The sequence below is a fragment of the Dactylosporangium sp. NPDC000555 genome, from assembly GCF_040300025.1.
GTDB lineage: Bacteria > Actinomycetota > Actinomycetes > Mycobacteriales > Micromonosporaceae > Dactylosporangium.
Window position 1 is genome coordinate 45625 of record NZ_JBEPDB010000043.1, and the last position, 23255, is coordinate 68879.

General features: G+C 72.0%; 20 protein-coding genes. 7 read left to right on the plus strand and 13 right to left on the minus strand.

Annotated features, from left to right (window positions below):
• Positions 1-5 precede the first annotated feature (5 nt).
• The 4 genes from ABT297_RS24390 to ABT297_RS24405 all read right to left on the minus strand — a co-directional run bounded on the left by ABT297_RS24390 (position 6) and on the right by ABT297_RS24405 (position 6976).
• Positions 6-944 carry a hypothetical protein gene (locus ABT297_RS24390; RefSeq protein WP_350553540.1) on the minus strand — a complete coding sequence of 313 codons (939 nt, stop codon included), beginning with the start codon at positions 942-944 and terminating at the stop codon, positions 6-8.
• A gap of 126 nt (positions 945-1070) precedes the next feature.
• Positions 1071-3188, minus strand: coding sequence for an MMPL family transporter (locus ABT297_RS24395; RefSeq protein ID WP_350553541.1), 2118 nt, complete (start codon positions 3186-3188; stop codon positions 1071-1073).
• A gap of 91 nt (positions 3189-3279) precedes the next feature.
• Positions 3280-6627 carry an ATP-binding protein gene (locus ABT297_RS24400; protein WP_350553543.1) on the minus strand — a complete coding sequence of 1116 codons (3348 nt, stop codon included), beginning with the start codon at positions 6625-6627 and terminating at the stop codon, positions 3280-3282.
• Positions 6628-6652: 25 nt separating this feature from the next.
• Positions 6653-6976: a GNAT family N-acetyltransferase gene (locus ABT297_RS24405; RefSeq protein WP_350553545.1), complete on the minus strand. Its 324-nt coding sequence runs from the start codon at positions 6974-6976 to the stop codon at positions 6653-6655.
• A gap of 206 nt (positions 6977-7182) precedes the next feature.
• Here ABT297_RS24405 and ABT297_RS24410 point away from each other — a divergent pair, with 206 nt between their 5' ends.
• A complete protein-coding gene (locus ABT297_RS24410) occupies positions 7183-8568 on the plus strand; it encodes an FAD-binding oxidoreductase (RefSeq protein ID WP_350553547.1) in 1386 nt (461 codons plus the stop codon).
• A gap of 81 nt (positions 8569-8649) precedes the next feature.
• Here the strand turns inward: ABT297_RS24410 and ABT297_RS24415 are convergent, their stop codons facing one another.
• On the minus strand, positions 8650-9165 hold the full coding sequence (locus ABT297_RS24415; protein WP_350553549.1) for an AAA family ATPase: 516 nt from the start codon (positions 9163-9165) through the stop codon (positions 8650-8652).
• Between the two features lie 282 nt (positions 9166-9447).
• Between ABT297_RS24415 and ABT297_RS24420 the strand changes: the two genes are divergently transcribed.
• Positions 9448-10818, plus strand: a complete 1371-nt coding sequence (locus ABT297_RS24420) for an NtaA/DmoA family FMN-dependent monooxygenase (RefSeq protein WP_350553551.1) — start codon at positions 9448-9450, stop codon at positions 10816-10818.
• Here the strand turns inward: ABT297_RS24420 and ABT297_RS24425 are convergent.
• Genes ABT297_RS24425 through ABT297_RS24435 form a run of 3 tightly spaced genes read right to left on the minus strand, consistent with a single transcriptional unit; the run spans position 10763 to position 13042 of the window.
• Positions 10763-10906 carry a hypothetical protein gene (locus ABT297_RS24425; RefSeq protein WP_350553553.1) on the minus strand — a complete coding sequence of 48 codons (144 nt, stop codon included), beginning with the start codon at positions 10904-10906 and terminating at the stop codon, positions 10763-10765. The two genes, ABT297_RS24420 and ABT297_RS24425, sit on opposite strands and share 56 nt — an antisense overlap.
• Complete coding sequence (locus ABT297_RS24430; RefSeq protein ID WP_350553555.1) at positions 10903-11703, minus strand: SDR family NAD(P)-dependent oxidoreductase; 801 nt, start codon at positions 11701-11703, stop codon at positions 10903-10905. Before ABT297_RS24430 ends, ABT297_RS24425 begins: the two co-directional genes overlap by 4 nt.
• Before the next feature lie 16 nt (positions 11704-11719).
• A complete protein-coding gene (locus ABT297_RS24435) occupies positions 11720-13042 on the minus strand; it encodes a M20/M25/M40 family metallo-hydrolase (protein WP_350553557.1) in 1323 nt (440 codons plus the stop codon).
• 159 nt (positions 13043-13201) lie between these two features.
• Between ABT297_RS24435 and ABT297_RS24440 the strand changes: the two genes are divergently transcribed.
• The 5 genes from ABT297_RS24440 to ABT297_RS24460 all read left to right on the plus strand — a co-directional run bounded on the left by ABT297_RS24440 (position 13202) and on the right by ABT297_RS24460 (position 19684).
• Positions 13202-14827 (plus strand): ABC transporter substrate-binding protein, encoded by a 1626-nt coding sequence (locus tag ABT297_RS24440; protein ID WP_350553559.1) that lies wholly within the window; start codon positions 13202-13204, stop codon positions 14825-14827.
• Positions 14814-15863 carry an ABC transporter permease gene (locus ABT297_RS24445; RefSeq protein ID WP_350553561.1) on the plus strand — a complete coding sequence of 350 codons (1050 nt, stop codon included), beginning with the start codon at positions 14814-14816 and terminating at the stop codon, positions 15861-15863. The genes ABT297_RS24440 and ABT297_RS24445 overlap by 14 nt, the downstream gene beginning before the upstream one ends.
• Before the next feature lies 1 nt (position 15864).
• A complete protein-coding gene (locus ABT297_RS24450; protein WP_350553563.1) occupies positions 15865-16752 on the plus strand; it encodes an ABC transporter permease in 888 nt (295 codons plus the stop codon).
• Positions 16753-16781: 29 nt separating this feature from the next.
• Positions 16782-18398 carry a dipeptide ABC transporter ATP-binding protein gene (locus tag ABT297_RS24455; protein ID WP_350553565.1) on the plus strand — a complete coding sequence of 539 codons (1617 nt, stop codon included), beginning with the start codon at positions 16782-16784 and terminating at the stop codon, positions 18396-18398.
• 86 nt (positions 18399-18484) lie between these two features.
• Complete coding sequence (locus tag ABT297_RS24460) at positions 18485-19684, plus strand: dipeptidase (protein WP_350553567.1); 1200 nt, start codon at positions 18485-18487, stop codon at positions 19682-19684.
• A 72-nt stretch (positions 19685-19756) separates the two neighbouring features.
• On the opposite strand, the gene ABT297_RS24465 is transcribed toward ABT297_RS24460, so the two are convergent.
• The 5 genes from ABT297_RS24465 to ABT297_RS43205 form a co-directional block, all read right to left on the minus strand.
• A complete protein-coding gene (locus ABT297_RS24465) occupies positions 19757-20770 on the minus strand; it encodes an ABC transporter substrate-binding protein (RefSeq protein ID WP_350553569.1) in 1014 nt (337 codons plus the stop codon).
• Positions 20771-20794: 24 nt separating this feature from the next.
• A complete protein-coding gene (locus tag ABT297_RS24470; protein ID WP_350553571.1) occupies positions 20795-21559 on the minus strand; it encodes an amino acid ABC transporter ATP-binding protein in 765 nt (254 codons plus the stop codon).
• A complete protein-coding gene (locus ABT297_RS24475) occupies positions 21556-22509 on the minus strand; it encodes an amino acid ABC transporter permease (RefSeq protein WP_350553573.1) in 954 nt (317 codons plus the stop codon). The genes ABT297_RS24470 and ABT297_RS24475 overlap by 4 nt, the downstream gene beginning before the upstream one ends.
• Complete coding sequence (locus ABT297_RS24480; RefSeq protein WP_350553575.1) at positions 22506-23039, minus strand: GNAT family N-acetyltransferase; 534 nt, start codon at positions 23037-23039, stop codon at positions 22506-22508. The genes ABT297_RS24475 and ABT297_RS24480 overlap by 4 nt, the downstream gene beginning before the upstream one ends.
• A gap of 99 nt (positions 23040-23138) precedes the next feature.
• The coding region (locus ABT297_RS43205) for an elongation factor 1-alpha C-terminal domain-related protein (protein WP_502885636.1) at positions 23139-23255 on the minus strand (117 nt) is incomplete at its 5' end.

A 23255-nucleotide genomic window follows, 5' to 3' on the forward strand; every position in this document is an offset into this window, starting at 1 on the left:
AAAAGTCAGGGCGGTGGGGCGGTGGTCACAGGAGCCGCCGGGCTGTTCCCGGATCCCGGCGCGCGAGGCGCTGGGCCGGTGGCGAACCTTATCGCCAAGGCGGCACCGCCCACGAGCATGACCAGGATGATCGGGACCCCGTAGACGAACCCTGGGAACATGCCGACGGTGGGGTAATGACCTGCCAACTGCGTCCCGTAGCCGGCAGAGCCGGCGAGGGCGACGACGGCCACCGCGCCGGTCCAGCGCAGCGTTCGCCGGCGCATCGCTGTGATCGCGCCGGACAACAGGATCGCCAGCACGACGACGACGATCGCATAGCTGGTCAGGTCAAGCGGTTGCGGGTCGGAGGCGACGCGCGGTGGCGGTTCGTAGTAACAGCAGCCCTCGCCGGACGCGGGAGATCCGAGGCGGCGCCACGTGCCGCCCACATCCCGATAGAGCAGACCGTCGCGACCGTTGGCCACGAACACGACGTGGCCTCCGGCTACCGCGTGCACCACGACGGAGCGCGAGGACAGGTGCTCCCCCGGGTTTCCCACCTGCGGGTAGATCTCGGTGAGCATCGTGTACGTCGCACCGGTGATCTCCCACGCGGTGGAGTACGTCTTGCCGCCGTCACCGCTCCCCTCGACCCGCAACGCCGCCGTTGCCACGCGGTAGCAGACGGCGCCGGCGCAGTCCTGTGAGCGTGGCAGGTCTTGGACCTCGTCGGCCTCGCCCGCGACGTCCGTCGCTTCCGCGGTGTCGTCCACCAGCCACCGGGTTGTCCGTGCGTCCCGCTCGGTGTGAACCACGACCGTTCCCGGGCGACGGCCGTCGACGACCGCGGTCACCTCTTCGACCGCTCGCAGGTTCTGCTGGCGCAGACCGGAGGCCATGGGGCCGAGACAAACGCCCACAACGACAGCCAGCACCGCGAACACCTGCCACCGTATGCGCATGCCTCCACGGTGGCGGCCATCGGCAACGGTCGAATCTCCCGCTCGACACAGTGCGGACACGATCCAGGCCGCTGGCGAGAGCGCCTGCGCCGCCGTGGGGCGGCGCAGGCCAAGGTACTTCAGTCGTTACCGGCCGACCGGCTCCAGTTCGGGCTCCGGCGCGTGGCGCTCGACCTCCACGCGGGGCAGGAGCCGGTCCAGCCAGCCCGGCAGCCACCAGTTCGCGCGGCCCAGCAGGGCCATCGTGGCCGGTACGAGCAGCAGGCGGACGATCGTCGCGTCGACGAGAACGGCCGCGGCCATACCCACGCCGGTCATCTTCACCGTGACGTCCGGGTCCAGGGCGAAGCCCACGAACACCGCGACCATGATGGCCGCCGCCCCGCTGATGACTCGCCCGGTCGCGGACAGGCCGCGCACCACGCTGCCCTGCGCGTCGCCGGTGGCGAGCCAGTCCTCCCGGACCCGCGAGAGCAGGAACACCTCGTAGTCCATCGACAGTCCGAAGAGGACGGTGAAGAGCAGGATCGGCACCCAGCTGGAGATCGGCACCCCGTGCGGCAGCCCGACCGCGCGGGCGCCCGCGTCGGTCTGGAAGACCGCCGTCATCACGCCGTACGCCGCCGCGACCGACAGCAGGTTCATCACCGCGGCCTTCAAAGCCACCACCGGTGCGCGGAAAAGCACGGTCAGCAGCAGCAGCGACAGCGCCACCACGAACGCCACGACGATCCACAGCCGCTCGGCGAGCCGGTCGGAGATGTCGGCGAACACCGCCACCAAACCGGTGACGAGTACCCCGTCGGGCAGCACGTCGGCGCGCAGGTGGTCCAGCAGCCGCGTCGTCTCCTCGTCCTGCGGCCCGGTCTTCGGCTCCACCATGATGACGGCAGCGGTGCCGTTGACCGCCGGCGGGGCGACCGCGGCCACGCCGGGCTCGGCGCGCAGCCGCGCCACCAGCCCGTCCACATCGGACACCTTCGCGGTGTCGACGGCGAGCAGCAGCGGGCCGTTCGCGCCGGGGCCGAACTCGGCCGAGACGAGGTCGTACGCCTTGCGCGTGGTGTTGGACGTCGGCTGGCTGCCGGCGTCCTGCGGCCAGGTCCGCATGCCCAGCATCGGCGCGGCCAGCGCGGCGAGCACGACCAGCGACGCGAGCGCGGCGAGGATCGGCCGGCGCCCGACGCCGGCGGCCCAGCGCGCGGTCAGGCCCGGGTGCGCGGCAGCGGCAGCGCCGGTGGCCTTCGCGGTACCGCGGCGGACCGCGCGCGGGAGCACGCGGCGCCCGGCGAGGCCGCACAGCGCCGGCACGAGGGTGAGCGCGGCGGCCATGACCGCGGCCACGGCGGCGAAGGTGGCGTAGCCGAACGAGGAGTACACCGGCAGCGTCGACAGCTTCAGGCCGAACAGCGCGACGAGGACGGTCAGGCCGGCGACGACGACCGAGGCCCCGGCGGTGGCGTTGGCCCGGGCCGCCGCCTCGCGCACGGACAGGCCGGCGCGCAGGCCCTCGACGTGCCGGGCGACGAGCAGCAGGGCGTAGTCGATGCCGACGCCGAGCCCGACCATGGTGGCGATGGTGGGTGCGGTACCGCTGATGTCGGTGACCTTCTCCAGCAGCGCGACGACCGCGGTCGCCACGCCGAGGCCGGCGATCGCGACGACGAGCGGCAGGCCGGCCGCGACGACCGAGCCCAGCGCGAACACCAGGATCAGCAGCGCGGCGACGATGCCGACCCCCTCGGCCGTGCCGCTCGGCGCGGAGATGTTCTCGGCGACCTCCCCGCCGAACTCGACCTGGACGCCCTCGCGGGTCAGCGGCACGGCGGCGGCGCGCAGCGCGTCCGTGCCCTCGGTGCCGCGGAAATCGGTGACCGGGATGTCGTACTGCACGCCGATGAGCGCGGTGTCCCCGTCGGCCGACAGGCGCGGCGGCGTGACGACGCTCGCGCCCGGCATCTTGGCGAGGCGCCCGCGCAGCGCCTCCAACGCGGCCGGGTCGAGCGCCCGGTCGGCATGCACCACGACCCGCGCGTCCGCGCCGGACATCTGCGGGAAGTGCGCGCGCAGGAACTCGATGCCGGCCTGCGACTGCGTGCCGGGGACGTTGTAGTCGTCGTGCGGCGTGCCGCCGAACCCGAGCGACAGGGTGGTGAACGCCACGAGCGCGATCAGCCACGCGCCGATCGTGCGCCACGGGTGTGCGGCGGCCGCTGCACCGAGCCGGCCGAGGAACTTGGACATGACAGCCTCCTGATGACTTCTGCCGCCAGGTTCCGCCACGCCACTTTCAGACGACTTGGAACTCACTACTGCGGGCCCGCGGAGGCCCTGGCTACCGCATCGGATGCGTCGCGGGATCAGCCTGCCACGGTGAGCCGATGCGCCGGCCGACGTCCACAGCCGCCTGCTGATGGCGGGCCGCGAGCTGATCCCGGCCTGCGTGCCGCGCCACGCGGGCCAGGAGAGCGTCGTACGAGCCCCAGCATGCGGTTGCGGTTCCGACGACGATCTGGCGAGACTCGTACGGCAACAGGGACTGGTATGCCGCGTCGAGGTCCCCGTCGAGGGCGAGGGTCAGTTCCGCGCGCGCGGCGGCGAGGGCGTCCGTCGTCCAGTCGCTGGGTTCGGCGGGAGCCCACCGGCGGACCAGCCGTGCCGCCTCGGCGGTGTCGCCGATCTCCGCCGCGGCGAGGATGGCAATCGTCTGTACCAGCGGGATCTGCAGGTCTGCCGTGTCGACCAGCAGATCCAGCACGTCCGCGAGGCGCCGATCGCGACGACGGAAGGTGAACTGGTGCAGCGCGTAGCAGCACTGGGCTCCCCAGAGGCTGGTGGCCCGGTACAGCTCGCAGGCCTCCGTGCTGAGTTCCTCAGCACGGTCCCACTCGCCGCGCAGCATGGCCAGCCCGGTTTGCTGGAAGAGCAGATGCGGGCGGACCTCGGGACCGGTGAGGCCGTCGGCGAGGCGCGCCGCGGCGGCGAGGTCGGTCTCGAACCCTGGGGCGTCGCCCAGGTGCAGGCGAAGCGGACCGCGGTGGAGGCGGGCGAGGAACTCGGTCCGGGCCGGCAGCCCATGGCCGGCGAGCGCCAACGCCTCGTCCGCGGCGGCCAGTCGCCGCCGCACGCCGTCCGACGACCCCCAGGCCACCAGGCCGTAGTTGTTGAGCGTGCGGCCGAGCAGGGCCGGGTCGCGCAGTTGGCGGGCCAGTGCCACGCCTTGGTCGGCGTAGCGGATCCCGTCGTCCCGCCGGACCGGATGGTAGGCGAGTTCGACGCCGAGTGTCCCGAGCAGTTCCGCACGCAGCCGGGGGTCGTCCTCGACCTCAGCGGCCAGGTCTTCGAGCAGGGCCACCAGCGACTCGTCGACCATCCCGTAGGAGCGCCAGTTCCACAGCGTGACGCCGCCCCAGACAGACGCGGCGGCGGCAAGCCGGGCACGGTCGCCCAGACGGCGGGCGATGTCGATCGCCTCGGCGATCACTTCCTGGGTCAGGTGGGGGTGACCGCTTCGCAGCAGGTCGTTGCCGAGCGCGACGAGCAGTTCGTGCCGCCGGCGGGCGCCGTCGTCGTCGGTCGCGTCCAGCAGGGCGAGGGCCCGGCGGGTGTGCGCCGCCGCCTCGTCGTGCGCCAGCCGGTCCCGTGCGGCGGAGGCGGCGTCGATGGCGTACCCGATCGCGGGCTCGGCGCCGGTGACCGGTACAGCCTGGAAGAAGTGGTGTGCGAGGCGTTCGACGTCGAGCCGCCCGGCCCGGCCACGCGTTTCGAGCGCCAGCCCGGCCTGCCGGTGCAGCCGGGCGCGCTGCACGCGGGACAACCCGGCGATCAGCGTCTCCTGGACGAGCGCGTGGCTGAACCGCCATACCCAGCGGTCGTCGTCCTCGCTGATCACCTGGCTGATCACGGCCGGCTCGAGCACGGTGATCACGCGCTCCGCGTCGAGGCTCGCGGCGGCCTGGATCAGGTCCAGCGGAAAGTCACGCCCGATGACGGCGGCGAGCGCCAGCAGGCTGCGCGTGTCGTCGGGTAATCGCGCCAGCCGGCGGTCCAGCACGTCGCGTACCGATGGTGGGATCTGGCGTGCGGACGAGACCCTGCTCTGCTCGCTGCTGAGCAGCCGGGCCAGCTCCACCACGAAGAACGGGTTGCCCTCGGTGCGCGCATGGATCTCCGAGGCGAGCTGGTGGCCGTCCAGAGCGCCGAGACCGGCAAGCAGTTGGCGGACGTCTCCCTCGCCGAGCCCGGACAGCACGATGCGGGTGGTGCGTCGCTCCCGAGCCAACGCCGCCAGCTCATCCGTCGTCGTCCGCGGAAGATCTTCGCCGATCGTCCGTGCGGTCGCCACGGTCACGAGGCGGACGTCATCGAGGTGGCGTGCCAGCAGCACGAGCAGGTGCAGCGAGATGACGTCGGCCGCCTGGACGTCGTCGAGCACCAGCATGACCGGTTGTGCCGCCGCCGCCTGGGCCAGGCGCGTGCGAAGCTGCTCGAACAGGGCGAAACGCTGCCGGTCGGGGTCGCCCGCGGGGTCGGGAAGCAGTCCCGCCGGCTCGACCTCGCCGGACCGTTCGAGCTGGCGGAGGATCTGCAGCCAGGGCCACAACGCCGGCGCGCCGGTGTCGTCGGCACAACGGCCCCACGCGACACGCCAGCCCTGCGCGAGCGCCATCTCGGCCGCTTCCTCGGCCAGCCGGGTCTTGCCGATGCCGGCCTCCCCTTCCAGGACCAGCACGCTGCCTCGGCCATTGACCGCATCGCTCAGCGCCGTGCGGAGCCGGGCCCGTTCGCCACGCCGCCCGACCAGGCCGGTCCCGGGGACCTCCGGCGATGGGGCCTCCTGGGCCGGCTCCGCCGGCGACGACAAACCCGGCGATGTACCCGTTATGACCGCAACGGCGGGCGCCGCGGGCCTCGACGGGGACAACGCCAGATCCTGGCGCAGCACCGCCTGCTCGACCTCGCGCAGCTCCGGGCCCGGTTCCAGCCCGAGCTCGCTGCGCAGCATCGCGGCGCAGCGGCGCACGGCATCGAGTGCGTCGGCCTGCCGACCGGCCTGGTAGAGGGCGGTGGCGAGACGGACCCACAGCCGCTCCCGCAGCGGTTGCTCCACCACCAACCGATCGAGCAGGACGACCGCCGTCTCGGCCCGGCCCAGGGCGAGCAGCGTCTCGCCGTAGCGCTCCCGGGCGGTGAGATACAGCTCTTGCAGGCGCATCCGCTCGGCCGCGATGGCCGGCTCATCCACCAGGTCGGCGAGTGGCTCCCCCCGCCACAGCGCCAGCCCCTCCCGCAGCAGAGCCTCGGCCGCCTGCGGGTCGCCGTCGTGCAGGGTCTTTCCGCCGTCGGCGATGAGGCGCGAGAAGCGCAGGAGGTCGAGGTCGTCCTCGCAGGCCCGGATCAGGTAGCCGGGCGGGCGGGTCAGGAGCCGTTCGGCGGGCTGCCGCGGGCCCCGGCTGGGTTCGAGGATCCTTCGGAGCTGAGAGATGTACGACTGGAGGTTGCCGGTCGCGGAGGCGGGCGGTTCGTCGCCCCACAACTGGTCGATCAGCCGGTCGAGCGGTACCACCCGGTTCGCGTCGAGGAGCAGCAGGCTCAGGACCGCGCGCAGCTTCGGCCCGCCGAGGTCGACGATCTGGCCGTCGCCTCCAACGAGCTCCATCGGACCGAGTACGCGGAACTGCACGGAGCCGATCTTAGTGTCCACGCGGTCACAACACGAGATCGGCGAAGCCGTCGCCGACGACAAAGCCGCTGTTCATCAGCCATCCGACGGCCTCCACCGGGGCCACCCGCAGGCGCCGGGCACCGGCCGCGCGAGCCTCGGCGGCGACCTCGCGCAGCAGCCGTCGCCCCAGGCCACGGCCACGGACTGATGCGCGGACCTCGATGCGCACCAGCCGGGCCACCGGTGCGCCCGGCCGCGCCGCGAGCAGCGCCTCGGCCACCGGTGCCGCTGTCGGATCACCGACGTCCTCGAGGCAGATCCGCAGCCGGCCCGGCTGCCCTCCCGGGTGCCGTCGCGTGATCAACACTGGCGCGTCATCCTGATGGTCGGGCATGAGCCTCATGTTCGACCCCGTCACTTGCGTCGCACTACATGCCACATGCGACGCGTTGGAGTAACGCCTGGAGCGGTTCTGCAGCGGGCGATGTACCCCGTCCGAACCGGATCGCAACCGCGGCCGGGCACCGTCGAGGCATCGGAAGACCCCGCCACGACGCCAAGATTGGAATCAAGTTGCTGAACACCGACGAACCCCGGGCCGACGACCTGACCTCGCTGCGGTCGCAGGTCCGCGGACCCGTGTACACGCCGGGCGACTCCGAGCTGCCCGCCGAGATCGCGACCTTCAACACCGCCGTCGCGCACCACCCGGCGGTCGTGGTCGGCGCCACCGGCGCGGACGACATCGCCGCCGCCGTCCGGTGGGCCGCGGCACGCCAGCTTCCGGTCGCCGTCCAGGCGACCGGTCACGGCGCCGTCGTGCCCGTCGAGGACGCCATGCTCATCACCACCCACCGCATGCGACAGGTCACCGTGGACCCGCAGCAGCGGACCGCGTACATCGAGGCCGGTGCCCGATGGCGGGCGGTGATCGAAGCCGCCGCCAAGTACGGGCTGGCGCCGCTGAGCGGATCGTCGAGCTCGGTCGGCGCCGTCGGCTACACGCTCGGCGGCGGCGTCGGCCTGCTGGGCCGCGAGTACGGCTTCGCCGCCGACCACGTGCTCTCGGTCGACCTGGTGACCGCCGACGGTCAGCCGCGCCACGTCACGGCCGACACGGACCCGGAGCTGTTCTGGGCGCTGCGAGGCGGCAAGGGCAACTTCGGCATCGCCACCGCGATGCGGGTGCGGCTGTTCCCGGTTGCGGCGCTCTACGCCGGCGGCATCTTCTTCGCCGCGAGCTCCGCCGCCGACGTGCTGCACGCCTACCGCGGCTGGGCGTCCACGCTGCCCGAGAACGCCAGCACCTCGGTCGCACTGCTGCGGATGCCGCCGTTGGAGCAGCTGCCGGAGCCGCTGCGTGGCAAGTTCGTCGTACACCTGCGGTTCTCCTACCACGGCCCGGCGGCCGAGGGCGAGGACCTGCTCGCCCCGATGCGGTCGGCGGGGGCTGTCGTGCTCGAACATGTCGGCGAGCTGCCGTACGAGGCGACGGACATGGTCCACCAGGACCCGACGGATCCGATGCCGGTGTGGGAGCGCGGCGGTCTGCTGCACTCCATCGAGGCGGACACCGTGGACACGCTGCTGAAGGTCGCCGGTCCCGAGGTCGAGGTGCCACTCATCATGGTCGAGATCCGGCTGCTGGGAGGCGCGTTGTCCCGCCCCGCCTCACCGCCCAACGCGGTTGCCGGCCGGGAGGGCGCCTACAGCGTGTACGTCATCGCTCCGAGCCCGCCGCCGCTCAAGGAGATCGTCCCGGCCGTCGGCGGCGCCGTCCTCGAGGCCCTCGGGCCCTGGCTGATGGGCACCTCGTTGCTCAACTTCCTCGGGGCCGCCGCCACGCCGCAGCAGGTCACGGCGGCCTGGACGCCGGACATCCGCACACGGCTGCGCGCGGTCAAGAACTCCGTCGACCCGGGAAACCTGTTCCGGTTCGGACACGCCATCGGGAACTGAGCACCACACGGCCGGGGCCGTGGGCGCCGGGGCAGCCGGCGCCCACGACGGCCCTGCCAGTGGAACCAGGCCATGCGTCCACTACGGAGAGGCCTCCTCGGCCTGCCGGCACAGCGAGATCAGCGCGTCGCGGTAGGCGTGATCGGCGCTCGGCGACTCGTCGCGCACCTGGGCGCCGTGCTGCCACCACTGCAGCAGCCCGCGTCCCATCTCCTGGCCGGCGCGCGTGTGCACACACAACGCGTAATCCGGGACCTCGACCACCAGGTTTCCGGCCTCGACCATCGTGCGCACGTAGTCAGCGTGCTCGGAGCTGGTGCGGTCCTTCGCCGCGGTGGCCAGGTAGCGCACCGCGTGCACGACCTGCATCCAGTCGGTCCCGCCGCTGGCGTCATAGTCGGCCCGCAGCTCCCGCAGCAGCACCGGCGCGAGGGGCGCTCCCATGCCGACGTCCTCCACGGCGATCAACCGCAGCCGTCGCCACAGGTGCCCGGCAACCTCCGGGGAGGTGCTGTGCATCTCGTACGCCGCCAGGACCGCGTTGTCCACGTTGCTGCGGCGGATCTCCTTCTGCAGCACCGAGACCAGCTGATCCACCGGGATCCCGCGCGGGCTTGTGATCCGCGTATACGGATCCTGGGTGTGCGGGGGCGGACCCATCCGAGGCGACCGGGGCTGGGTATCAGACGAGGACATGGCGTGCTCCTTCTTCCGGGTGGTCGGGCGCGTCCGAATCCGGAAGGGGCCTCGCTGACATCGAGCATGCCACGGCTCCGGCCCGTGGCGCCACCCCCAACTCCTGCCTCAACTCCTGCGCGAGACGGCAAGTGTGACCGCCGACATATTTCACTACTGAATCGGTAGGAATATGGTTCGGTCATGACGGCTCGTCCACCCCGCACGCTCGCCACCGTGACCGGCGCGGGCGGTTTTCCCGGCCCCTACGAGCTGGCCCTGGATCCCACGAAGTCCACGGTGGACACCGCACGAAAGGTGGCCGAGCTGGCCGAGGCGGCCCGCATCGACGCGCTGTTCGTGCCCGACCTGCTGACATTCGGCGCGCAGGGCACCATCGGAGCGCAGGAGCCCCTCGTCTACGTCTCGGCGCTGAGCCAGGTGACGTCCCGGATCGGGCTCATCGCCACGGTATCGACCACGTTCCACCACCCGTACAACCTGGCTCGGCTCTTCGGCACGCTCGACCATGTGAGCAACGGCCGGGCGGCGTGGAACCTGGTCACCTCGGCGATCGGCGAGGAGAACTTCGGCCCGGACGGCCTGCCGAGCCCGGAGGAGCGCTACGCGCGGGCCGCCGAGACGCTCGACGTGGTCAACGCGCTCTGGGACAGCTGGCGTCCGGGCGCGCTGCGGATCGGCCCGGACGGCCGGGCCATCCTCGACCGGGACCGCATCCGGCCGATCGACCACGCCGGCAAGTACTTCAGCGTCGCCGGCCCGCTGAACATCCCGCCGCTGCCGCAGGGCCGGCCGGTGCTCGTGCAGGCCGGGCAGTCGGCGGCCGGCATCGAGCTGGGCGCCCGCTACGCCGAGGTCGTGTTCACCGCCCTGTCGACGATGGACATCGCGCGGGAGTACACCGATCGGGTCCGCGCACGGGCGGCGCGGCTCGGCCGGCCGCCCGGCCTGCCCCTCGTCTTCAGCTCGTTCCACGCCACGTTCGGCGCGACCGAGGCCGAGGCCCGCCGGCTCGTCCGCGAGCGACACGAGGCGATCGACTTCGAGGCCGGCCGGGCGCTGCTCGCCGACATGCTCGGCGGCGGTGTCGACCTCTCGGAGGCCAGGCTGGACGCGCCGCTGCCGGAGAGCCTCCTGCCGGACGTGGCGGCCGTGCACCGCCGCCGCGGACGGGTCGAGATCTTCAGCGACTACGCGCGCCGCGGGCACACGCTGCGCGAGCTCATCATCGCCGCGCAGGACACCGGGCACTGGAGCGTCGCCGGAACGCCGGAGCAGCTCGCCGACGCCGTCGAGGAGCGGTTCCGGGCCGGCGTGCTGGACGTGCTCTCGGTCGGCGGCCTGGACGACCCGCGCCAGCACGACTTCGTCGTCAACGGGCTGCTGCACGAGCTGCGCAAGCGCGGGATCGTCAAGGACGACTATCTGGGCGCGACCCTGCGCGACAACCTCGGCCTCGCCAGTCCCACCGACCGGGAGGAAACGGAACCGACGGGCGTCACCGGCGCCGGCGCCGTTCCCGCTCCAGCAACGCCAGCTGCCACGCGAGCGTAAGCCCGGACAGCACCCAGAACGTCGGTTCCGAGCGCAGCACCAGCGCCACCAGGGCGCCGGCGAAGAGCACGGCCACGACCGCCATCACGCCCGCCCGTCCAGCCGCTCCTTGGTGATCGACCACAGCCGCGCCGCCGCGCCGGCGTCGAAGTCGGGGCCGTCCACGGCGATCCGCCGGCCCTCGACGATCGCGCTGAGCGCCTCGCCGGGCGGGTCGTCGATCGCGGCGAGAATCGGAGGAAGCGCGGCTGACGGTGGCTTGGCGGTGGCCCGTATCGCCTCGACGTGGGCCCGCGTCGCCGGGTCATACGTGCCGGAGAACCCGGTGGCGGTGGCGCCGGGGTGGACCAGGACGTAGCGGATGCCCGGGTACCGCTGGACGAACGCGACGCCGAGCAGGTCGTTGAGCTTGCCGCCCTGGCCCAGCGCCGCGCCGCCGTGGTAGTCGCGGCGCAGCTCGAGATCGTGCCAGCGCACGAGGTGCAGTCCGCCTCCCGGGCCGGCGACGTTCACCACAACCGGCCGGGGCGCTCGCGCCATTGCCGGGGCGAGGCCGTGCCCGAGCAGGTAGCGGCTCAGGTACAACAGGGCGAAGTTCTCCTCGATCCCTTCGGCCGTCTCGGTGCGTTCGCTGCGGTAGTGCCGCGCGCAGAGCACGAGAGCGTCCACCACGGGATTGCCTGCGGCGACCGCGTCGACGGCCTTCATCGTCTCGCCGACCAGACTCAGGTCCGCGGTGACGAACTCGACCCGCCCGCCGAACAGCTCGTGGCCCTTGGCCGGGTCGCGGCCGATCACCACGACGCGGTCGCCGCGGCCCAGGCGCTCCTCCACGAGCGCCCGGCCGATGCCGTCGGTGCCGCCGGCCACGACGACGGTCTTCATCCGCCCCACCACCGCCTCAGCTGTCGAGCAGGAAGCGCGTCAGGACCCGGGTGCCGAACTCGAGGCCCTCGACGGGGACCCGCTCGTCGGGGCCGTGGAAGAGCGCCGTGAAGTCCAGTTCCGGGGGCAGTCGCAGCGGCGCGAACCCGAAGTTGCGGATGCCGAGCCGCTGGAAGGACTTCGCATCGGTACCCGCGGAGAGCATGTACGGCAGGACGTGCGCACCCGGGTCCTCGGCCGAGATCGCCGCCGTCATGGCATCCACCAGGTGGCCGTCGAAGGTCGTCTCGACCGGCGGAAGAAGGTCCCATTCCCGCTCGACGTCGGGTCCGAGCAGCTCGGCCAGCGTCCGTTCGAAGGCCTCCTCGTGACCGGGCAGCATGCGCCCGTCCACGGTGGCCTCGGCCAGCGACGGCACCACGTTGGACTTGTAGCCCGCGTTGAACATCGTCACGTTGGCGGTGTTGCGCAGCGTGGCGCCGATCATCCGCGCCATCGATCCGAGCCGGGCGACCGCCGCCTCGGGGTCGTCCTCGTCGAACGGCACGCCGGCCAGCTCGCTGACGCCCTGCAGGAACTCCCGGACCGGGCCGGTCAGGACGATCGGGAACCGGTGGGCGTCGAGCCGGGCGATCGCGGCGGCCAGCTTGGTCACGGCGTTATCGGTGTGCACCATCGAGCCGTGGCCGGCGGTCCCGCGGACCTTGAGCCGCAGCCACATGAGGCCCTTCTGCGCGGTCTCGACGAGGTACACGCGGACGCCGTCGCGGACGGTCAGCGAGAACCCTCCGACCTCGCTGACCGCCTCGGTGACGCCCTCGAAGAGCTCCCGGCGATGGTCCACGAGCCAGCGGGCTCCCTTGAAGCCTCCGGCCTCCTCGTCGGCGAGAAACGCGAAGACGATGTCACGCGGCGGAACGATCCCGTCCCGCTTGAACTGCCGGGCCACGGCGAGGCTCATGCCGACCATGTGCTTCATGTCGATCGCGCCGCGGCCCCACACGTATCCGTCGCGAACCTCACCGGAGAAGGGGTGCACCGTCCACTCGGACGGGTCGGCCGGCACGACGTCGAGGTGGCCGTGGACCAGCAGCGCGCCGCGGCCCGGATCGGCGCCCGGCAGGCGCACGACGACGTTGCCCCGGCCCTTTCCACCCGACTCGACGTAGACCGGTTCGTAGCCAGCATCGGTGAGCTTCTCCGCGACGTACTCGGCGGCGACGCGCTCACCGACCAGCGTCGCCGGGTCTCCGGTGTTCGTCGTGTCGATCCGGATCAGGTCACTCACGAGGCTGGTTACCTCGTCCACCGCGGAGGTCGTACGCCCGGCCAAAGTCACCGATCCACCCTATCGGACAAGTAGGATTTGGTCCATCACCGGCAGCGGGCGTGGCTACCGGCGCGCGCGGCGACTCCACAGAGAGGGAAGCCGGTGGATTTTATTTCCTATTATCCAGATGGGAAACACCGGTTAACAGGAGCTTCATAGCGTCGCGCCATGCCCCGAACCACACCGCGCGGACCGGTCGCCGCCGCAGCGCTCACCACGCTGCTGAGCCTGGCCGCCTGCACCACGGACACCTCCGACGCCCACTCCGCCGCCGACGGGCGGACCATCACGATCGGCACCACCGACCAGGTTTCCAGCCTCGACCCTGCCGGCGCCTGGGACGCGGGCTCCGGCACCATCGAGACCGAGGTGTACGCGACGCTGCTCAGCGCGCACAACGGGTCGACCGACGCCAAGCCGGACCTCGCCGCATCGATCACGCTCAGCGGGCCGACGAAGTACACCGTGCGGCTCAAGCCCGGCCTGAAGTTCGCCAACGGCCACGACCTCACCTCCTCCGACGTCAAGTTCAGCTTCGACCGGCAGCTGAAGATCGCCGACAAGAACGGCCCGTCGTCGCTGCTGTACAACCTCGAGTCGGTGGCCGCGCCCGCGCCGGACACGGTCGAGTTCACGCTCAAGTCGCCCAACGACACCCTCTTCCCGCAGATCCTCACCACCGCCGCCGGACTCGTGGCCGACGAGGAGGTCTTCCCCGCCGACAAGATCCTGGACGACGAGGCGATCATCGCGGCCAAGCCTTGGTCGGGCCCGTACGTCATCGACAGCTACGCCAAGAACTCCGTCGTGTCGTTCAGCGTCAACCCCGCCTACGGCGGCGGCCTCGGCGCGCCCAAGAACACGGGCGTGGTGCTCAAGTACTACACCGCCGCGAGCAACCTCAAGCTCGACATCCAGCGCGGCGACATCGACGTCGTCTACCGCACCCTGACCATCCCCGACCTGCAGGACCTCGGCACCAAGCCCGAAGTCGTGGTGCACACCGGCTCGGGCAACGGCATCCGCTTCATCGTGTTCGACCTCAAGACGCAGCCGTTCGGCTCGGCGACCGCGCAGGCCGACCCGGCCAAGGCCCTCGCCGTGCGCCAAGCGGCGGCGTCGCTGATCGACCGCGCGCAGCTCGCCGACCAGGTCTACAAGGGCACGTTCCAGCCGTTGTACTCCTACGTGCCGCAGGGCATCACCGGCGCCACCGAGTCCCTCAAGCCGCTGTACGGCGACCAGCGCGGCGGCCCGGACAAGGCCGCGGCGGCGCGGCTGCTGAGCACGGCCGGGGTGTCCACACCGGTGGCGCTGAACCTGCAGTACAACACCGACCACTACGGCTCCTCGTCGGAGGACGAGTATGCGCTGATCAAGACCCAGCTCGAGGCGAGCGGGCTGTTCAAGGTCACGCTGCAGTCGACCGAGTGGTCGCAGTACGGCAAGCAGCGGGTCGCCGATCAGTACCCCGCCTATCAGCTCGGCTGGTACGCGGACTACCTCGACGCCGACAACTACCTGGGCTCGTTCTTCGCGGACGGCAACTGGGTCAACAACGGCTACGACGACGCGGCCGTCAAGGCGCTCATCAAGCAGGAGCAGACCGAGACGGACCCGGGCCGGCGCACGGAGACGCTGCGGCAGATCCAGGACGCCGTCGCGAAGGCCGTGCCGATCGTCCCGCTGTTGCAGGGATCGACCGCGATCGTGACCCGCGCGAAGATCGACGGCGTGCCGCAGCGGCTCGACAGTGCGTACCAGTTCCGCTGGGCCGAGCTTGCGAAGCGCTGACCTGCGGCGGCCGGTGCCGGGACTGGCCCGCTACCTGACGGTTCGGTTTCTGCTCATCTTCCCGACCGTCTTCGCCCTGGTGACCGCGGTGTTCTTCCTCATGCGGCTCACCGGGGACCCGGTCACCAACGCCCTCGGCGACCGGCTGACGCCCGAGCAACTGCGGCAGCGACTGCACCAGGCCGGCTACGACCGGCCGCTGCTGGTGCAGTACCTCGAGTTCCTCAAGGGCGTGGCGACCGGCGACCTGGGCCGCACGGCGACGGACAACCGCTCGATCGCCGACCTGCTCGGCAGCTACGGCACGGCGACGCTGGAGCTGGCGGTGTACGCGCTCGTGATCGCGCTGATCGTCGGGCTGCCGCTCGGCCGGCTCGCGGCCTACTACCGCGACCGCGCGCCGGACGTCGTCCTGCGGCTCTTCGCGATCCTCGCGTACGCGACCCCGGTCTTCTTCGTCGGGCTGCTGCTGAAGCTGGTCTTCTCCGTGTGGCTGGACTGGTTCCCGGTCGCCGGCCGGGCCAGCACCGGCGTGCAGCTGCAACTCGCCCACCGCTCCAGCGTGACCGGCATCTTCCTGCTGGACGCGCTGCGCAGTGGCGACGGCGCCGCGGTGCTCGACGTGCTGCACCACGCGGTGCTGCCCAGCGTCGCGCTCGGCCTGCTTGTGGCCGGGATCTTCCTCCGCCTGGTGCGCACCAACCTCATCGGGACGCTGTCCGCCGGGTACGTCACGGCGGCGCGTTCCCGCGGGGTCCCGGAGCGCCGCCTGCGCGACCGGCACGCCACCCGCCCGGCACTCGTGCCGGTCATCACGCTGCTCGGCCTGCAGGTCGCCGGGCTGCTGGGCGGGGCGGTGCTGACCGAGACGACGTTCGAGTGGAAGGGTCTGGGCTTCGAGCTGGCGCACTACCTGACCGCCCGGGACTTCGTCGCCGTGCAGGCGCTCGTCGCCGTGTTCGCCGTCGTGGTCGCGGTGACGAACTTCCTCGTCGACGCCGTCGCGGCGCTCGTCGACCCCAGAGTGCGGTACTGACATGGCCATCCGAATCCTGCGCGACAGCGCCGGCGCGCAGCGCGCGATGGTGCTCGCCGGCGCCGCGCTCGTCGGCGTGTTCGTGCTGGCCGCGCTGCTGGCACCGGTCCTGGCCCCGCACGGCTACGCCCAGCTGCAGGACGGGGGCGCGCTCTTCGGCTCCCAGCAGCGGCCCGGCGGCGGCCACCCGCTCGGGACCACGGTCACCGGCTACGACGTGCTCTCCCGCACGCTGTGGGGTACCCGGACCGCGCTGCTGGTCATCCTGCTGGCGGTGACGCTGTCGCTGGCCGGCGGCGTGCTGCTCGGGCTGGTCGCCGGCTACGTCGGCGGCCGGCTCGACCGGGTCCTGGTCGGGGTGGCCGACGCCATGTACGCATTCCCGTCGCTGCTGCTGGCCATCCTGGTCGCGATCGTGGTCAGCCAGGGCCGCTCGAGCCTGACCGGCGGGCTGGCCGCGGCCGCGGTGTCGGTGACCGCCGTCTTCGTGCCCCAATACCTGCGGGTCGTGCGAGCCGAGGTGGTCCGGGTCAAGGCTGAGGCGTTCGTCGACGCCGCCCGGGTCATCGGGGCCGGCCACGGCCGCATCATGTTCCGCCACGTGCTGCGCAACTCGGTACGCAGCCTGCCGGTCGTGGTCACCGTCAACGCGTCGGAGGCGATCCTCACCCTGGCCGGGCTCGGCTTCCTCGGCTTCGGTATCGAGCCCAACTCGGCCGCGGAGTGGGGCTACGACCTGAACAAGGCGGTGCCGGACGTGACCGCCGGGATCTGGTGGACGGCCGTGCCGCCGGGGATCGCCATCGTGCTGACGGTCCTGGGCATCACCCTGATCGGCGAGAGTCTCAACGATCTCACCGACCCGCGACTGCGGCGGCGGGCGGCATGAGCGGCACGGAGCTCAGCGGAGATCACGGCATGAGCGGCACGGAGCTCGTGCGGATCGAGGATCTGCGCGTCCGGTTCGCGGTCGACGGCGGTCACGTGACCGCGGTCGACGGGCTGGACCTCGCCGTCGCCCCCGGCGAGATCGTCGCTCTGGTCGGTGAGAGCGGCAGCGGCAAGACCGCCACCGCCAACGCCGTACTCGGCCTGCTGCCGCGCTCGGCGACGGTCACCGGCCGGGTGCTGCTGCGGCCGGCGGACGGCTCGGCGCCGCTGGACGTGGTGGGCCTGAACCTCCGGCGGCTGCGCAGGCTGCGCGGCACCGCGGTGGCGATGGTGTTCCAGGAGCCCTCGACGGCGCTGAACCCCGTGTACCCTGTCGGCTGGCAGATCGCCGAGGGGCTGCGCGCCCATGGGGTCGGCGGGCGGGCGGCCCGGCGGGCCCGGGCGGTGGAGCTGCTCGACGCGGTCGGGATCCCGGACCCGCGGCGGCGGGCCGACCACTACCCGTACCAGTTCTCCGGCGGCCAGCAGCAGCGGGTGCTGATCGCGGCGGCGCTGGCCCTCGGCGCCCGGCTGATCGTCGCCGACGAGCCGACCAGCGCGCTCGACGTGACCGTGCAGGCGGAGATCCTCGACCTGCTCCGGCGGTGCCGCGCCGACTTCGGTACCGGCCTCCTGCTCATCACCCATGACATGGGCGTCGTCGCCGACATCGCCGACCGGGTGGCGGTCATGCACCGAGGGCGGATCGTCGAGCAGTCCCCGACGGGCGCGCTCTTCGCCGCCCCGGCCCACGCGTACACCCGGGAACTGCTGGCCGCGATACCGGTGCCCGGCGCGGCAACGGCCCGGACCTCGCCGGCGGCCGACGCCGAGCCGGTCGTGGTGGCCGAGCGGCTGATCGTGGAGTACCCCCGGCGGCTCGGGCGCGGCGGTGCCCGAGCCGTCAACGGGGTGAGCTTCCGGATCGGGGCGGGCGAGGTGCTGGGGCTGGTCGGGGAGAGCGGCTCCGGCAAGACCACCATCGGCCGGGCGATCGCCGGGCTGACCCCGGCCACCGGTGGCACCCTCGACGTCCGCGCGCCCGCCGGGCGCCTCGGATACGTCTTCCAGGACCCCGCGACCAGCTTCAACCCGCTGCTCACCATCGGCGAGAGCGTCGCCGAGCCGCTGCGGGTGCACCGCCGGGACCTCGACCGCGCCGCAGTCCGCGCCCGGGTCGGCGAGCTGCTCGAGCAGGTCGAGCTGCCGGCCGGAAGCGCCGGGCGGTACCCGCACGAACTCAGCGGCGGACAGCGGCAACGGGCCGGCCTGGCCCGCGCGCTCGCGCTGGGCCCGCGGCTGCTCATCGCCGACGAACCGACCTCGGCCCTGGACGTATCCGTTCAGGCCAGAATCCTGGAGCTGCTCATGCGCCTACATCGCGAACTCGGGTTCGCCGCCCTGTTCATCAGCCACGACCTAGCCGTGGTCGAGACCGTCGCCGACCGGGTCATGGTGCTGCAGAACGGCCTGGCTGTCGAGACCGGCGAGACCCGGCAGGTCCTGCACGCACCCGTGCACCCGTACACCCGCCGGCTGATCGCCGCCGCGCCGGTGCCCGACCCGGACCGCCAGGCCGCCCGGCGCGCCGAGGCCGTCCGATGAGCACCGCGGAGCTGAGCGGCGCCTGGTCCGGGTCGATCAGTGCGAAGCCTCACAGAGCCAGACCGGGCGTTGAGACCGCCGGGCTCGTGGAGCGGGTCCTCACCGCGATGCCGGTCATCGACGGGCACAACGACCTGCCGACCGCTCTGCGGGCCCGGGCCGGATACCTCGTCGACGGCCTCGACCGGCTCCGTCCGGATCTGCACACCGACATCCCCCGGCTGCGCGCGGGCCGGGTCGGCGGGCAGTTCTGGTCCGTCTACGTGCCCTCGAACCTGCCCGAGCCGGAGGCCGTGGTGGCCACCCTCGAGCAGATCGACGCCGTGTACCGCCTCGCCGCCGCCTACCCGGACACGTTCGCGGTCGCCTGCACGGCGGCGGAGGTGGAGCGGGTCATCCGCGGCGGGCGGATCGCGTCGCTGATCGGCGTCGAGGGCGGCCACAGTCTCGCGGGCTCGCTCGGCGTGCTGCGCTCCTACGCCCGGCTCGGCGTGCGGTACGTGACGCTGACCCACAACGACAACACCGCCTGGGCCGACTCGGCGACCGACGAGCCCGTGGTCGGCGGGCTCAGCGACGCGGGCCGCGCGATCGTCGCGGAGCTCAACCGGCTCGGCATCCTCGTCGACCTGTCCCACGTCGCCGCGTCCACCCAGCGTGACGCCCTGGCCGTGTCCACCGCACCCGTGATCTTCAGCCACTCCTCCACCCGCGCGATCAACGACCACCCGCGCAACGTCGGCGACGACGAGCTGCGGCTGCTCAAGGTCAACGGCGGCGTCCTGCAGCTCACGTTCGTGCCGGCGTTCATCTCGGCCGAGGTCGCCGCCTGGACCGCCGAGGCCGGCGCGGAACGGCAACGGCTCGGGTTGCCGGCGGTGCCGTGGACCTGGCCGCGGGCGCCGCGCCCGGGCGAGTCGGGCGCGGACCTCGCCGCGGAGCAGGCCTCGACGGCGCGCGCGGCGCCGGTCGAGGAGGGCTTCGCGCGGTGGCTCGCCGCCCATCCGCGGCCGGAAGTGTCGCTCGCCCAGGTCGCCGACCACGTCGATCACGCCCGCGAGCTCCTCGGCGTGGCGCACCTCGGCCTCGGCGGCGACTACGACGGCGTCGACTGGCTGCCCGCCGAGCTGGCCGACGTCTCCGGCTATCCGCGGCTGCTGGGCGAGCTGGCCGGGCGCGGCTGGAACTCCGCCGAGCTCGAGGCGCTCACCGGCCGCAACATCCTGCGCGTGCTCCGCGACGCGGAGGACGTCGCCGAGACCCCGCTCTGGCCGGCCCTCGGATGACGCCGGGGGGCCGGCCACGGGCGCGGAGGCGCGTGGCCGGCCACGTTCCGGTGTCGGGGTGAGGCGGTCAGATCAGGTCTTCTCGCGGGGCAGGCCCGGCGGGTTCACCAGCGCCTCGGGGACGGCCTCGTTCGACAGGCCCCAGCGCTCCAGGACCTCCGCGTACTTGCCGTCCTTGATGACCGCGTTCAGCGCGGCCGCCACCGGGTCCACCAGGCCGCTGCCCTTCACCGTCATCGCCGCGATGCGGCCGTCGACGCTGGCGCCGCCGCCGGAGTACGTGCCCGCGATCCTCGTCTCGCCGGCCACCGCGACGTGGTAGGCGACCGTCGGGTTCGGGCCGAAGTGGGCGTCCGTGCGGCCCGAGCGCAGCGCCAGCTGGTAGTCCGAGGATTCGAAGTACGAGATGTTCACGGGCTTGCGGCCCGCCTTCTTGTTCTCCTCGTCCCAGGACAGCAGGATCTTCTCCTGGTTGGTTCCGGACCCCACCGACACGTTGAGGCCCGCGATGTCGGCCGGTCCGGAGATCTTCGTGACCTTGCCGTCCTTACGGACCTCCCAGGCCAGCTGGTCGACGCGATAGGTGGCGAAGTCGTAGAGATCCTTGCGGTCCTCGGTGACTGTGATGTTCGAGAAGCCGAGATGGTACTTGCCGGAGCGCACGGAGAGGAACAGGTTCTCCCAGGACGTGTTCTCCAGCCGGAGTTTCAGGCCCAGCACGTCCGCGACCAGCTGGGCGATGTCCGGCTCCGAGCCGATCAGGGTACGGTCGTCGGTGGCCAGGAACTCCAGCGGCGGCGCGCCATCCGGGTTCACGCCGACGACGAACTCGCCCTTCTCGCGAATCGCGGCGGGGACGGTGTTCGCGATGGCGTCGATCTTCGTGGCCCGGACACGGTTCTGGTTCGGGCTCAGGTTGACCCGGAGCTGGCCGGCGCCCGCCGCGCCGCTGGACGGGGCCGAGCCGGCGGCGATATCGCTGGGTGTACCGCAGGCCGTCAGCACCGCGAGGGCAGTGGCCGCGAGCAGCGCGGGTGCCGCGAAGCGGCGAGCTGCCCGGCGGGCGGGGACTGGGAACGGCGACACGAGGGTCCTCCTTCGAGGCTGGTCTCAGAGCACCTTGCTGAGGAAGGCGCGGGTGCGGTCGTGCTGCGGGTGGTTGAGCACCTCGTCCGGCGAGCCCTGCTCGACGATGCGGCCGGCGTCCATGAACACCACGGTGTCGGCGACCTCGCGGGCGAAGCCGATCTCGTGCGTGACGACGATCATCGTGGTCCCGCCTCGGGCGAGGTCGCGCATCGTGTCGAGGACCTCGCCGACCAGTTCCGGGTCGAGGGCGGACGTCGGCTCGTCGAAGAGCACGACCTTCGGGCGCAGGGCGAGGGCACGGGCGATGGCGACGCGCTGCTGCTGGCCGCCGGAGAGCTGCCGAGGGTACACCTGCGCCTTCTGCAGCAGCCCGACGCGCCGCAGCAGCGTCTCCGCCTCGGCGTAGACCTCGCTCCTGGGCCGGCGCTGCGCGGAGATCGGCGCCTCGGCGATATTCTCGATGGCGGTGAGGTGCGCGAACAGGTTGAAGTTCTGGAAGACGAACCCGATCTGGGTGCGCTGCTTGAGGATCTGGCGTTCCTTGAGCTCGTGCAGCCGGTTCCCGGCTCGCCGGTAGCCCATGAGCTGACCGTCGACGCTGACGTATCCGCGGTCGACCCGCTCCAGATGGTTGATGCTGCGCAGCAGCGTGGACTTGCCCGACCCGGAGGGGCCGAGCACGACGGTCACCTCGCCGGCCCGCACCCGCAGGTCGATGCCGCGCAGCACGTGCAGTGCGCCGAAGCTCTTGTGGACGCCGCGGACGTCGACCATCGCCGCGCTCATCGGCGCCATCCGGCGACCCGGGCCGCACCGGCGGCGCGCAGCCGTTGCATCGGCGTCGGCGGGAGCACCCGGGCGCTGCCCTTGGCGTAGTGGCGCTCGACGTAGAACTGCGCGACCGACAGGATCGACGTGATGATCATGTACCAGATGGTCGCCACCAGCAGTAGCGCGATCACCCGGCCGTTGCGGTTGTAGATGACCTGTACCTGGTAGAAGAGCTCGGGCAGCGCCATGATGTACACCACCGAGGTCCCCTTGACCAGCCCGACGATCTCGTTGGCGGCGGTCGGCACGATGGTGCGCATCGCCTGCGGCAGCACGATCCGGCGGATCTGCCGGCCGCGCGGCACCCCCAGCGCGGCGGCCGCCTCGAGCTGGCCCTGGTCGACCGACAGGACGCCGGCCCGCACGATCTCGGCCGCATAGGCACCCTGGTGCAGCGCGAGCCCGAGGCTCGCCGCGGTCAGCGGGCCGATGAGGTCCATGGTGGCGACCTCGACGAATGCCGGGCCGAACGGCACGCCGAAGGACAGGTACCGGTAGAGGATCGCGAGGTTGTACCAGAACAGCAGCTGCAGGATGAGCGGCACCGAGCGGAAGATCCACACGTACGTCCAGGCGACCGACGTCAGCAGCGGCACACCGGACAGCCGCATCAGCGCCAGCACGGTGCCGAGGACGAACCCGAGGACGATGCCGAGCACGGTGAGCTTCAGCGTGAGCCAGACGGCCCGCAGGATGGTCTCGTAGAACAGGTACTCGCCGACGAACTTCCAGTCCCACGCCGGGTTGGTGACGAGAGCATGCCCGGCCATCGCGAGCAGTACCGCGACCGCGAGGGTGGCGAACCAGCGCCAGGGATACCGCGCCGGCACCACCTTGAGCTCCTCGAAGTCCGGATGGTCGGCGACGACATCGACGACCGAACCGGGCGCATGGTCGGCGCTCATCGGGCGCCCGCCGGTCGCACCGCGGCGGCGCCTCCCGGGATGGGGGCGAGGAGCTTCTCGAACGCCAGCTCGTCGTCGTAGGCCGGGTCGGCCTGGTCGGCCAGACGCCGGTAGCCGGTCCGGTGGTACAGCGCGACCGCCTCCGGTTGACGCGGCCCGGTGGTGAGGTAGATCCGCCGGTAGCCGCGCCGGGCGGCCTCGGCCTCGAGCTCGCGCAGCACCGCGGAGGCGAGCCCGGTCCTGCGGTACGGCCGATGGGTCCACACCCGCTTGAACTCCGCGGTGGCGTCGTCGTAGCGGCGGAACGCCCCGCCGGCCACGGCCAGGCCGCGGTCGAGGACGAGCAGGAATGCGCCGCCGGGCGCGACGAACTCGGCCGCGGGGTGCCGGCGCATCTCGTCGTTCGGCCCGTATCGGTCGAGATACTCCTCGTCCAGCTCACGCAGTAGCGGCTCGGCGATCGGGTCGAAGGGGGAACTGTACCGGATCGCGAGGCCGCGGCTGGAAAGAACGTCGGGGACAGCAGTCATGGCGTGGTCCACTCACGTTTCGCCGATGTACCCACACTGGCGGGTTCCCCTAAAATGCTATCGGCTAACTATGGTTTGTGCAAAGACGCCAGTGGATAGCTAAAGGTTTTTCGTGATCATGCCGGCGCCGACCGTGCGGTTGGTGGACTCGTCGATGATGATGAACCCACCCGTGGTCCGGTTGCGCCGATACTCATCCGCCAGCAGCGGCACCGT

What these genes read in the sequence shown, in the direction of transcription:
- ABT297_RS24430 (WP_350553555.1), bottom strand. Translation starts at nt 11,703, where the DNA reads ATGAAGACCGTCGTCGTGGCCGGCGGCACCGACGGCATCGGCCGGGCG.
- ABT297_RS24420 (WP_350553551.1), top strand. Translation starts at nt 9,448, where the DNA reads ATGACGGCTCGTCCACCCCGCACGCTCGCCACCGTGACCGGCGCGGGC.
- ABT297_RS24480 (WP_350553575.1), bottom strand. Translation starts at nt 23,039, where the DNA reads ATGACTGCTGTCCCCGACGTTCTTTCCAGCCGCGGCCTCGCGATCCGG.
- ABT297_RS24455 (WP_350553565.1), top strand. Translation starts at nt 16,782, where the DNA reads ATGAGCGGCACGGAGCTCGTGCGGATCGAGGATCTGCGCGTCCGGTTC.
- ABT297_RS24395 (WP_350553541.1), bottom strand. Translation starts at nt 3,188, where the DNA reads ATGTCCAAGTTCCTCGGCCGGCTCGGTGCAGCGGCCGCCGCACACCCG.
- ABT297_RS24440 (WP_350553559.1), top strand. Translation starts at nt 13,202, where the DNA reads ATGCCCCGAACCACACCGCGCGGACCGGTCGCCGCCGCAGCGCTCACC.
- ABT297_RS24390 (WP_350553540.1), bottom strand. Translation starts at nt 944, where the DNA reads ATGCGCATACGGTGGCAGGTGTTCGCGGTGCTGGCTGTCGTTGTGGGC.
- ABT297_RS24450 (WP_350553563.1), top strand. Translation starts at nt 15,865, where the DNA reads ATGGCCATCCGAATCCTGCGCGACAGCGCCGGCGCGCAGCGCGCGATG.
- ABT297_RS24475 (WP_350553573.1), bottom strand. Translation starts at nt 22,509, where the DNA reads ATGAGCGCCGACCATGCGCCCGGTTCGGTCGTCGATGTCGTCGCCGAC.
- ABT297_RS24470 (WP_350553571.1), bottom strand. Translation starts at nt 21,559, where the DNA reads ATGAGCGCGGCGATGGTCGACGTCCGCGGCGTCCACAAGAGCTTCGGC.